General features: G+C 28.7%; 12 protein-coding genes. 11 read left to right on the forward strand and 1 reads right to left on the reverse strand.

Annotated elements, in window-relative coordinates; translation table 11 throughout:
• Nucleotides 1-6 precede the first annotated feature (6 nt).
• From H0I28_RS10970 to H0I28_RS11015, 10 genes are all read left to right on the forward strand, one after another.
• Nucleotides 7-441 (forward strand): DUF1801 domain-containing protein, encoded by a 435-nt coding sequence (locus H0I28_RS10970; RefSeq protein ID WP_217363330.1) that lies wholly within the window; start codon nt 7-9, stop codon nt 439-441.
• Between the two features lie 259 nt (nt 442-700).
• The gene (locus H0I28_RS10975; RefSeq protein WP_218731604.1) at nt 701-1912 is read left to right on the forward strand and encodes an ATP/GTP-binding protein; all 1212 of its coding nucleotides are present in this window, start codon (nt 701-703) and stop codon (nt 1910-1912) included.
• A 79-nt stretch (nt 1913-1991) separates the two neighbouring features.
• Nucleotides 1992-2354 (forward strand): hypothetical protein, encoded by a 363-nt coding sequence (locus H0I28_RS10980; RefSeq protein ID WP_218731605.1) that lies wholly within the window; start codon nt 1992-1994, stop codon nt 2352-2354.
• Between the two features lie 198 nt (nt 2355-2552).
• On the forward strand, nt 2553-3683 hold the full coding sequence (locus H0I28_RS10985; RefSeq protein WP_218759114.1) for an AraC family transcriptional regulator: 1131 nt from the start codon (nt 2553-2555) through the stop codon (nt 3681-3683).
• Between the two features lie 366 nt (nt 3684-4049).
• Nucleotides 4050-4814: a hypothetical protein gene (locus H0I28_RS10990; protein ID WP_218759115.1), complete on the forward strand. Its 765-nt coding sequence runs from the start codon at nt 4050-4052 to the stop codon at nt 4812-4814.
• A 215-nt stretch (nt 4815-5029) separates the two neighbouring features.
• On the forward strand, nt 5030-6034 hold the full coding sequence (locus H0I28_RS10995; RefSeq protein WP_218759116.1) for an IS30 family transposase: 1005 nt from the start codon (nt 5030-5032) through the stop codon (nt 6032-6034).
• Nucleotides 6035-6135: 101 nt separating this feature from the next.
• Nucleotides 6136-6594 carry a helix-turn-helix domain-containing protein gene (locus H0I28_RS11000; RefSeq protein WP_254712767.1) on the forward strand — a complete coding sequence of 153 codons (459 nt, stop codon included), beginning with the start codon at nt 6136-6138 and terminating at the stop codon, nt 6592-6594.
• On the forward strand, nt 6540-7388 hold the full coding sequence (locus tag H0I28_RS11005) for an IS3 family transposase (protein WP_254712880.1): 849 nt from the start codon (nt 6540-6542) through the stop codon (nt 7386-7388). The genes H0I28_RS11000 and H0I28_RS11005 overlap by 55 nt, the downstream gene beginning before the upstream one ends.
• 107 nt (nt 7389-7495) lie before the next feature.
• Nucleotides 7496-8035, forward strand: coding sequence for a YgcG family protein (locus H0I28_RS11010; RefSeq protein WP_218759117.1), 540 nt, complete (start codon nt 7496-7498; stop codon nt 8033-8035).
• A gap of 168 nt (nt 8036-8203) precedes the next feature.
• On the forward strand, nt 8204-10108 hold the full coding sequence (locus H0I28_RS11015; RefSeq protein WP_218759118.1) for an ATP-binding protein: 1905 nt from the start codon (nt 8204-8206) through the stop codon (nt 10106-10108).
• A gap of 49 nt (nt 10109-10157) precedes the next feature.
• On the opposite strand, the gene H0I28_RS11020 is transcribed toward H0I28_RS11015, so the two are convergent.
• Nucleotides 10158-11129, reverse strand: coding sequence for an IS110 family transposase (locus H0I28_RS11020; protein WP_218759119.1), 972 nt, complete (start codon nt 11127-11129; stop codon nt 10158-10160).
• Nucleotides 11130-11475: 346 nt separating this feature from the next.
• Between H0I28_RS11020 and H0I28_RS11025 the strand changes: the two genes are divergently transcribed.
• Nucleotides 11476-12678: a hypothetical protein gene (locus tag H0I28_RS11025; RefSeq protein ID WP_218731526.1), complete on the forward strand. Its 1203-nt coding sequence runs from the start codon at nt 11476-11478 to the stop codon at nt 12676-12678.
• Nucleotides 12679-12835 lie beyond the last annotated feature (157 nt).

Consider the following 12835-nt stretch of genomic DNA (forward strand, 5'->3'; position numbering starts at 1 on the left):
AAAAATATGCGAATAAAAAAGTTTGAAATAAAAACAGACGAAAGAGTAAATGAGGTTTTTGCAAATTATCCCGACTTTGTTCGGGATAAAATGCAATTCCTACGTGAATTGGTAATTGAAACAGCGGAAGAAACCGAAGGAATTACCAGATTGGAAGAAACTCTAAAATGGGGAGAACCGAGTTTTGTAACTAAAAACGGTAGTACATTGCGAATGGATTGGAAAGAAAAATCACCAGACCAATACGCTATGTATTTTCAATGTACAAGCAGATTAGTAAATACGTTTAGATTGGTTTTTGACCACAAATTTGAATATGAGGGAAAACGAGCAATTGTGTTTAAATTAAACCAAAAAGTTCCAGAAATGGAATTAAAAGAATGTATAAAAGCTTCTTTGACTTATCACAACGTGAAGGAATTAATTACGTTAGGAATTTGAGAAATTAAAGACGAATGAACAAAAGCCAGTTGCCAACACCGTATATAATTTATTGCTGGCTTCTTGCCTACTTGCGAAAGTCCTCGCGGACTTTCTTTGTCCGTAATTATTTACTAAATTAGTTGCTTGAAACACGCAACAAACCATATACAACAACGTTGGCAATAATTTAAGAGAAAATTGATTAATGTTAATTAATGCAAAAAACATGCACGTTTTGTAAATAATACATATATTTGCTTAAAATAAAAAAGACAAAATGTTAATCGAATTTAAATGCAGAAATTTTCTTTCATTCAAAGATGAAATTTGTTTAAACTTATCTACAGTTGATACTTATACAGAACATAAAGATACTCATATATTAAAAACGAATAAATTAAATTTATTAAAATCAATTGCTCTTTACGGAAGTAATGGAGGAGGAAAATCTAATTTATCAAGAGCAATTACATTAATGGATAATTTAATTCATTATTCATTTAGAGACTCATTGAATAAAGATGAAGAACGAGGTGATTGGACTGGAGATTTTAAATTATGTAATGATACAATAGGAAAACCATCAATGTTTGAAGTTTCATTTTTTGTAGGTGAAGATATCTATCGCTATGGATTTGAAATGTATAATTGGGAAGTTATTAGTGAATGGTTATATAAAACAGAGAAACGAGAAACTCTACTTTTCAGTAGAAAGGGAAATGATTTTAAAATAAATGAAACAAGGTTTGAAGAAGGAAAAAGATATAAAGAAGTAAACCAAAATGTATTATTTATAAGTTTTTTAGCACAGTATAACTCAGGAGAATCAGGGAAAGTGTTTAATTTTTTCAAAAAATTAAACATAGTAAATGCTTTAAGTGATGATCACATTAGCCATGTAACCAGGAAGTTGTTAAAAGACGATGAGAAATTTAAGAAATGGTTATCAATAGCCCTTCAATTTTTAGAAATAAGCTCAGTTCATGTTAGTCCAGATGAAAAGGAATTACTTTCAAAACACCCTGTTTATGATGAAAATAATTTATTAACTGGATTTACCGATTTTAGTGTGGAACGAAATGAAAGTGACGGAACTAAAAAATTAATTTATCTTCTTGGAGCTATCTATCATACGTTAAAACATGGAAGCGTATTCGTTATTGATGAATTCAACTCTAAGTTACATCCAAATCTTTCACTAAAAATTATCGAATTATTTCATAAGTATAATAATAATGGTGCACAATTTATAATTACAGTTCATGACCCAACATTATTAGACAAAGATGTTTATAGACGAGATCAATTTTGGTTTGTAGATAGAAATCAATTCGGTTCATCCGAACTTTACCCAATGTCAAATTTTAAAGCAACTGATGGATTAAGAAGTATGTCGGATTTTAGAAAGAAATATTTAAATAGCGATTTTGGAGCTGCTGAAAGCATTGAGTTAACTCAAGAATTTATTAACATCTCTAAAGAAATTTAAATTGGCTATAAATAGATTTAAAAGAAAACAAGGATCCCAACCAGAAAAAGGTAAAAAAGTAGAATCCAAAAAAATTATTTTGAGCTATTTACATATGGATCGTGCACAAGGTCAAACATTAGAAATTTGGGACAAAAAAGAAGGTAGACTGTTAAGGTGGGGAAATATGATACAACATCTAAACACACTAACAGTTCAACAAGCCCTTTTATCAAGGGTAATCGTTAAATACGATGATAGAGATGTTTTAGATGTACATAATATGCCAAAAAAGTCTAATTGGAAATATCCAAAACATCTTGGTCATAAAGATATCATTTGGTGTAAAATTGTGGTAATGCAACTTGTTAGAGTAATTGGATTCATGGAGGAAAATATCTTTTATGTTGTTTTTTTTGATGAAAAACATGAATTTTATCCTACTGAACCGAAAAACACTTAAGTAAAAAACTATTGCCAACACCGTATATAATTTATTGCTGGCTTCTTACCTATTTGCGAAAGTCCTCGCGCACTTTCTTGGTCAGTAATTATTTATTAAATTAGTTGCTTAAAACACGCAACAAATCATATACAACAACGTTAGCAAACATTAGAATCAACATTATTCATTCCTAGAATTCTATTCATAATTACGTAAATGGAAATTAACTATAACATTGTCAGTTTAATCGATATACTCGGATTAGTTCAAGGTGTGTTTTTAGGCTTGGTATTAATAATTGAGGGCAGACGCATAAAACCCAAGCTTTTTTTAGGCTTATTTTTAATTGCGTATTGCGCAGAACTCTTAAACTCAATACTTCACGATTTAAACATTCTTGAATCTGAACCTTGGTTGCTGTTTTTACCATTTAACTTTTTTTATTTAATACTTCCTTTATTCTATATATATGTTAAAGAAATTTCTAATATTAATTTAACTAAAAAGAAAATTGTACTCATCCTTTTGCCTGGAATACTAGAATTTATAAGTTATACAGTACTTTTTATGCTAAGTGTGGGTACAAAAGCAAAATTGCATAATTCAGAAAGTTTTTCTAATGTATTGTCTCTGATTGAAATATTATCATTTGCTTATTCAATATATTATATCTTTCTAACTATTAAATTCATTAATAAGCAAAAAACAAAAGTTGAAGAATTTTACTCAAATACAGAAGGAAAATTACTCACTTGGGCAAAGGGTGTTCTTATGTTTCTGTTTACCTTTCTGATTATTATATTGTCTTCACTTTTTTTAGAAGGAATATTTTATGATGATTACATCTATCCAGCCATTTCAATAATTAATGTCGTTTTTATTTTCTGGATAGGGATTTCCGGTATAAAGCAGTCTAAGCTTTTTGTTACTAAAATCGCTAGTATTAAAAAGATAGACCATCAACAAAGTGATGTTAATGAAACCAATAATAGATTAAAAACTAATAATAAAGATCATTATGAAAAGTTAATTGCATTAATGGATGATGAAAAATTATTTTTAGAGCCCAATTTATCTTTAGCAGATGTGTCTTTAAAACTTAAAATAACGCAACGGAATTTATCGGAACTCATACGAGACGAGTCTGACAAAAACTTTAATCAATTTGTAAATCATTATCGAGTAGAAGAAGCAAAAAAGTTATTATTAGATACTTCAAACGATCATTTAAATATGTTAGGAATAGCTTTTGACTCAGGATTTAGCTCAAAAGCAACATTTTATAGTGTTTTTAAAAAACACACTTCCCTTACACCTACATCGTTTAAAAACAACACATTATCATAAAACTACACGAGTCTATAATTATGTAATAAGTCTAGAAAACGGTTTTCTAGACTCAACAAGCCTTTTTTAAGACTTAAAAAATAGTCCTTGGCCGTATCTTTGCACCAGCAAATCAAGAATTAGAATTATGAAGACTAATAAACTGACTTTGATGGTAATAATCTTTATCTGGATTCTTTTCATTTCTTGGGAATTACTTATAACAGAATGGAGTCTTATAAAAAACAAAGATGCATTTAGGGTAGACCTACTTATTATTTTTCCACTACTTCAGTTTATTACAATTTATACATTAATTAAAGTATTTAGTAAAACCAAAATAACAAAATAAATAATTGCGCAAAAGTGCGCTAAAAATTAAAAAAAATGAAAATTAAAAATTTATTTAAAACAGTAATTTGCTTATTAACTTTAAGCTTAACATTTAGTTGTTCTAGCGATGATGATTCTATGAATCCACCAACAGATAATAGTAGCTTTACAACTAATTCCAACACAGGTTTTTTTATAAATTTTGATGGGACTGTAAATCTAATAGTTTCGGGAACTTTTCAAGAAGATAGTGGTTTTGGGACAGTAACAGACAGAGGTTTTGTTTATGGTACTTCATCTAACCCTGAAGTTGGTGCTAATAATACTTCAGGTATATCTGGTAGTAATTCTGATGCAACAGGTTATATAGAAAATTTAACAAGTGGTCAAACTTATTTTATAAGAGGTTATTTTGAATACAATGATGGCACTCATTTCTATGGAAACGAGATACAAGCAAGTACTGATGTTGATGCGAGTACTAGTAGAAATGTTACTTTAGATATAGAATCAGACGCGTTTTTAATTCAGACAGACTTTATCACAGTAACATTAAATATTAATAATGTTGTTAAAGAAATGCCTATAGAATTTGGTGTTGAATATAGTGTAAATAGCGATTTCACTAGCAGTAGTATAAATGCAATTGAGAATTTTGATGGTATACATAACGAAGGTACTATTGTAATTACTAGTTATTCTGCTGTAGCAGAACCTCTAATGTCAGGAACTCAATACTATTTTAGGCCATACGTAAAATATGCTGACAATACAGTAACAAATGGCGGAACTAGTATAGCTAATTTCGCTACAAACTAAATAGAATAAAACGTTTGCTAACAACGTATATAAAAAATAGCTAATTAAGCGCAAATCATAATGGTTTGCGCTTTTTTAATATCTTTAGGCAAAGAGAAAAGTATTGAATACCTAAACGCTACTTTTCATATACAAGACCGTTAGGCACAAGTTAAAAATTGTACTCCTCCATTCAATAACTTAACGCAACAAATCTAAAATTATAGATTTGTAAAATGGAAGTAAAAAAACATAGACGATTAACTTTGAAAGAAAGAGTGATTATTCAGACTCTTTTAAATGAAGAAAAGTCTAAATCTTATATAGCAATTAAACTCAATAGATCTCGTTCAACTATCGGTAGAGAAGTGAATAAATGGGTGCAAAAAAAAGAACATAAATATGATGCTGAACTTGCTCATTGGTGTGCTAAAGAAGATTATTTAAACAAGAGAAATTTAGATAAAATAAGCACTTATTCTTTACTCAAATTTTTTGTTTACAAAGGACTTTTATCAAACTGGACTCCTGAACAAATTTCTGGAAGATTAAAAGAGTTGTATCCTAATAATCTAATAATGTCTATTTCACACGAAGCTATTTATAGACACATTTATACTAGACCACAAGCTCGTTTAAATAAAAAGTTAATCAAACTATTAGTACGTAAAAAAACAAGACGTAGAACTCCTAAAAAAAGACGTGGTGGTGGAAGTAAAATCATTAACCAAGTCAGTATTGACAACAGACCACAACATATTGAACTTAGAAATGAAGTGGGACATTGGGAAGGAGATTTAGTGATTGGAAAAAATCATAAAAGTGCTATTGGAACTATTGTAGAGCGCAAAACTAGATTTACTTTAATAGTAAAATTAGAGTCTAAAAAAGCAGGTGAAGTAGCTAATGAGTTTTCTAGAATATTAAACAAATTAAATCCTATTTATAAAAAATCAATGACATATGATAACGGAATTGAAATGGCGAGACACGAAATGATTACTAAAAAAACAGGTATGAAAATATACTTTGCACATCCATATTCTTCCTGGGAAAGAGGAACAAATGAAAATACAAATGGACTCATTAGAAGATATCTTCCAAAAGGAACAAACTTCAATGAAATTGACGTAAATAAACTCCAAAATATTCAAGAAAAATTGAACAACAGACCAAGAAAAATTATAGGATATAAAACTCCAAAAGAAATGATGGATTTAGAACTTAAATTTGTAGCTTAGTAACATCAATAAACAAAAACGGTTTGTTGCGTTACAACATTGAATCCAAGACTTTCCTGAAATAGGTTGACTAAAAATTAAACACTTAATTATAGTCACTTATGAAAACACAAAAACAACCCTGGCGAAAAAAAACGTACGAAAAAGCAACTTTAGAACTCAAATTATTCGTAGTTGACCAAATTCAGAATGGACAGATTTCCACAAACTTTGCTTCCAAAAAATATGATGTTCCTAGAACTACAATTGGGTATTGGATCAAAAAATATAGTACTTTAGTCCAACAAAATACAGGTATGAGTAAATTAGATGAGATTAAAAAACTAAAGGAACTTATTGAAGAATTGGAGTTTGTAAAGGAATTTCAACAAGATATTATTGCTGACATGGAAATCATTACTGGAGTCGATTTGTCAAAAAAGTCGTTGCCCAAAACATTAGCGAAAGAGATAGAACTAAAAAAGGAAAACCGTTTAAAAGAAAATGGTTCTATGAGTGTTTTGGGATTAGTAAACAAGCCTTCTACAAAAGACTCAAAACCCAAGAAAACAAACGACTAAACGATGAAAAAGTCATCGTAATGATACAAGAATATCGAAAATTAGTTGGTATGAGAACTGGCGGAATTAAGTTATATGATGAACTTAAACAAGACTTTATAAAACAAGGTATTAAAATCGGTAGAGATAAGTTGTACGATGTGTTAAGGCTTCATAATTTACTTGTTCCTAAGCTTAAAAACTATGTGACAACAACAAATTCTAATCATCAATTTAGAAAATATAAAAACCTAATTAAAGACCAAGTTCCTACTCGACCAGAACAACTATGGGTAAGCGATATAACATACATTAAAACAGACAATGGACACAATTACCTAGCAATCGTTACAGATGCATATTCTAAACAAATTATGGGCTATAAATTAGATAACAACATGAAGACATCACTTTGTTCAGAAGCGCTAGAAATGGCTATTAAAAATAGAAAATACCCTGATAAAAAATTAATACATCATTCTGACAGAGGTTTTCAATACTGTAACCCCAAATACACAGCATTTGCAGAAGAAAATGGCATAATGATGAGCATGACAGAACAATATGATCCTTATGAAAACGCAATTGCAGAGCGAATTAATAGAACTTTAAAATATGAATATGGACTTAGAAATTGCATTAAAAACACTGCCATTGCTCAAGAAGTAACAAAACAAGCAGTATATATTTACAACAATTTAAGACCCCATTTTAGCTTAGAATTAAGAAAACCAGCTGAAGTACATTTAAATCCAAACATCAAATACAAATCATATCGAAGAAATAATGTAAATTTGACTGAACTAACAATTTGAAAACAAAACTAGTTCAAATTATTTTTTGCCTTCTAAACGGCTAAAAAAATCTTTTGAACGGTATAAATTAACCTAAAAAAAGGTCAACCTATATCAGTATAATACAAATGAAAATAGGAACTAAAATATTAATACTATTATTGACTTTAAATTTGATTTCTTGTAAAGGAAATGCGCAAGAAAGAGAATCTAAAGAAAAAACAACTGAAATTGAATATCTGAGAATTGAAAAAGGAGTTTTTCCTAAACCAATTGGAATTATAAATGATTATGGAAAAATATTTACGGAGTCTCAACAATCTGAATTATCGAAAATACTTTATAATTACGAAGTTGAAACGACAAGGCAAATTGTAGTTGTAACAATTGACAGCATAAAACCTTATAATAATTTACAAAAATATGCAACGGACTTGGGACAAACTTGGGGAGTTGGAAGTGCTGAAAAAAACAACGGATTAACAATAGTTCTTTGTAATCCTTGTGGACAAATCGGAATTGCAAGCGGAACTGGAACAGAACTAATTTTAACAGACGAAATTTGTAAAAAAATAATTGACGAAAAAATAATACCTGAATTTAAAAACGGAAAATTTTATAACGGAATAAAAAAAGGAATTTTAGAATTAATAGAAAATTGGAAATAAGTACTATAGGCAACAAAGTGTATAAAAAATTGCTTATTTTTAGCTTAACCAAAGTTAATTGCATTTTTGTAAACTTCTATTTTCCTGCGGAAAATAGCCGTTCACTTTAAACGCAACTTTCAATACACAATCACGTTGTGTGTAATGCAAAAAACGAAATAAAACATAATGTATTTAAAGAAATTAAAACTTCTAAATTTCCGAAGTTACAAAACTATAGAAGTTGAATTTGACGAAAATTTAAATGTAATTATTGGTAAAAACGATATTGGAAAGTCAACTATTTTAGAGGCTTTAGATATTTTTTTCGGACAAGGAAGAACTAAAATGGAAATTTCGGATAAGAATGTATTCAATGGTTCTAAAATGGAAATTAGTTGCTCATTTATTATAGAAAAAGATAAAGAATACCTAATTGACACAGATGTCAAAACAAAGTTATCAAGTGAATACTTATTGAATTCAGAAGGACAATTAGAAATTAAAAAAACTTGGGATTGTAGTAAAGACAAATTAACTGCAGCAAGTTTAAAAACCTTTATAATTTGTAATTATCCTACAGTTCACTCAAAAAAACCATTACCTACTTTAAAAATTGAGGATTTAAGAAAAATACTTGAAAAAGAAGATATTGCTTTCGCAATTTCCGAAAAACAAAACAATAATCAATTAGAAAACCTTGATGAAGGATTAACGATTGGTCCTTATGACCCAGAAACAGATAAAGTAGTACCAATAACAATAGATAAGCGAAAACGTGCAGATATAAGAAAGGCAATTTATTCTGTAATAGATGATTTAGAATTAAAAACTATCGAATTGCCAATAGATAAAGAGGATAGTAAAAATATTTGGAATAGCATAAGTAACGATTTACCACTATTTTTTCTATTTCAATCTGACAGAGCCAATAAAGACACTGACAAAGAAGTTCAAGACCCTTTAAAAGTAATTACAAAAACAGCTATTGAAAATGTAATTGATAAATTAGAAGAAGTAAAAGACTTGATTAAAAAAAATGCTGAACTTATCGGAAAAGAAACTATTAAAAAGTTAGAGGAAATGAATCCCGAACTTGCTAAAGTTTTGAAACCAGAAGTAACAAACAAAGCTTGGGATACACTATTTTCTTTTTCTTTCATTGGAGATGATAACATACCTATGAACAAAAGAGGTAGTGGCGTTAGAAGATTAATATTATTAAACTACTTCAGAGCAGAAGCCGAGAGAAAAAACACTTCTAATAAAAATGTTATTTACGCTATTGAAGAACCTGAAACTTCTCAACATCCAAATCACCAAACGTTACTTATTAATGCATTAAATGAGATTGCACAAAAGGAAAAAAATCAAGTTATTTTAACTACGCATTCCCCAGAAATAGCAAAACAAACTAAAAGTGAACATTTAATCCTAATTGATAAAATAAATGGTGAAAATAAAATTATTCAAGACGAAAATAAACTAAAAGCAATTGCTGAAACTTTAGGAATTACAGCTTATTTAGGAAAATTAGTTATATGTCTTGAGGGAGAAAATGATATCAATTTTTTATTAAACTTAAATCAAAATATATCTGATTTTAAAGAAATTATCGACTTAAAAAAAGAAGATATTAAAATGATACCAATGAGAGGTTCTTCTTTAAAGAATTGGATAGATAGAAACTACCTTGAAGGTTCTAATATTACTGAATTTCATTTATACGATAAAGACTCAAATCAACAATATAAATCTTCAATAGAAAAAGTCAACAAAAGGCAAGATAACTCAAAAGGAGTATTAACTTCAAAAAGAGAAATGGAAAATTATATACATCCTAGTTTATATGAAAAAGAGTTTGAAATTGATTGTTCAAAAATAAAGGATTGGGATAATGCAGATATAGCTAAAATTGTTACTGAAAAAACAAAAAAAATAGACGTTGAAATTAAAGAGAAAGAAAGAATCGTTAAACAAATTACGAATTGTAAATTAACAAAGGAATTAACTAAAGAAAATTTAATCGAAATGAATTCTTTCGAAGAAATTAGTAATTGGTTTAAGGAAATTAAAGATTTGAATGAAAATTAAAAGCACTACACACAACAAAGTACTGTGGTAAAAAACAAGTAAAAACTCATTAATTTTTCACTAAAACACTTCTATAATTATTATCATAAGTTAGTCCGGATTTAGCAATAGCAAAAGCCTGTTTTAGTAGCTTATTACAAACCGCTATTAAGGTTAGTTTTTTGCTCTTTCCTTTAGCCACTATTCTATCATAAATTGCTTTGCAAGCATGGTTATATTTACAGGCATTAAAACTGCACATAAATAGTAAATTCCGAAGTTTTTGATTTCCTATTTTACTAATTCGAGGACGTCCTTTTACACTACTTCCACTTTGTCGTATTAAGGAAGTTAAACCTGCATAACTACAAAGTTCACTTCCACTTGTAAAGCGATCAAAACCATCCGTTAGAACAACTAGCATTAGAGAGGTTTTAGGACCTATTCCTGGAATGCTTTTTAAATCTGTTAAAAGTTTCTGGTGTACTTCTTTTACTAAAAACAACAATTTATCTTCTATCGTTTTCATATCTTTCTGGAGTTCTTTTAAAATTCGTTTTAAAGACCTCACAACAGATTTACTAGGAATCCCTAAAACAGTTTCTCCATGTATTTTATTCTTAAGCATAGTGCTTTGTTTTGTATACGTAGAAAGGAGTCTAATCATTTGAAGGCATTCTAATTGATGTTTTGAATTACCTTTCCATAACTTTAACTCAACTTGTTTAGCATACTCACAAATTAACTTCGAATCGCTTTTATCTGTCTTTATTTTAGACAGTTTCATCTGAATAAACCGCTTTACAGATAATGGATTTTCTACTGAAACTTTAACTCCTTGTTCTTGTAAATAATACGCTAACTGGTAGTGATAATAGCCCGTAGCTTCCATCACACAATGACTATTAATATCTAACAATTTTACGAACTTTTTAAAGCCTGAAATGCTATTTTTAAATTGGTAATAATTACCTAAAGAATCGGTAACATCAAAAACTAAATGACTGATGTCAAGTCCGAAATATTTTATATCTTTATTCATAAGAAAATGTTTTTTGAAAGGACATACTACGCGAGTTTCAACGACTTAAAATCGAGGTCTAAAAGCCTCATAGAACTGTACGAAATCTGTGTAGAAAAGAGAGGGGATTTTCAATGTTGACGAGATCTAAAGTCTCTCCGTATATAATAACCTTACTCCTCTCTTTTGTGCTTTCTGATTTATATGCTTAAATTTAGTCTTTTATTATAAAATGCTAACTTAAGCCGTGTATAATTAATTGCTAGGTTCTTCCCTACTTGCGAATATTCCTGCGGAATATTCACGGGTTCGTAAAAGTTTGCTAACTTAGTTGCTTAACCACACAACAACGTTGGCAAACATTAAAATGAAAAAACAATTATTAATATTCGTCCTTGTTTTGACAAATGCTTTTGCTTTTTGTCAAGACACAAATCCTGAATTAGCAAAATATGTTTCTTTTCTAGAAACACAAAACACAAGTGCAAAAGATTATATAATTAACTTGTGGAAAAAACATGACATCGTTATTTTATGTGAAAGAAATCATGGAGAAATGACTCAATATGAATTGATATATGACATTGTAAGTTCCGATTATTTCAAAAAAAATGTCGGAAATATTTTTACAGAAATAGGTTCAATAAGTAATCAAAAAGCTGTGTTAGATTTTACTAAAACTGATTTTACAGATTCTAAAGAAAAAGAAAAACAACTTCTAAATCTTTACAGAAAAATTCAATGGAATGGTTGGAGTGCTGCTAATTTCTATTATTTTATAGACAAAATAAATACACTTAATTTTTCATTACCAGCAGATCAAAAAATAAACTTATTTGTTTCAGACGTTAAAGACCCTTCCAAAGAAAACCTTTCCAGTAAAGAAAATTTTTTAACGTATTTTAATGGAATTTACAAACATCGAGATAGCGCAATGGCAGAAAACATTATTCATGTTTATGATAGTATAAAGCTAAACTCTTCACGAAAAAAAAGTTTAGTAATTATGAATTCAAGACATGCTTTTTCAAAAACTTTTTTTGAAAACGATGACAAAAATGTTGGACATAAATTAATTGAGACTTACAAAAATGATGTTTCAAATGTATATTTAAATGGGTTAGCTCCAACGTTAAAAGTCGTTGAATCAGATAAAAATGAGACATATAAAGACTATGTACAAAGGCCTATACAGAATGGAAAATGGGATGCATCATTTAAAATTATAAACAAAGAAAGTTTAGGTTTTGATTTTAAAAATAGTCCTTTTGGAAATGAATTATTTGACCTTTTTCCTTTTATCAAACATAATTATAAGTATAAAGATATATTTACAGGATTTGTATTTTATTTACCGTTAAAAAGACATTATGAAGCGTGGGGAATTCCTAATTATGTAGATGATGATTTCATAGATGAATTTTATAAACAACAAAAATTCTTTTCAGAAGCAATAGGAAACGGAGAAGTTCTAAAAGAAAACTTGAAAGAAGATTATGATTATAATGAATCAAAATATGATGATTATATAATAATAATTGAAGAAATTAATAAATGGTTGGAAAAATAAAAAACGTTTGCCAACACCTTGTATAAAAAATTGCTATATTTGGTTTAAACTAAAACTTGTTGCTTCTTTGCAAACTTCTGAATTTCCGCTGGAAATTCCTCGTTCACAAAATCGCAACTTTCCATACAAAACAACGTTGTACAATATTTAGGAAATG

It is taken from the genome of Polaribacter sp. AHE13PA (genome assembly GCF_019278505.1).
In the GTDB taxonomy this organism is placed as follows: Bacteria; Bacteroidota; Bacteroidia; order Flavobacteriales; family Flavobacteriaceae; genus Polaribacter.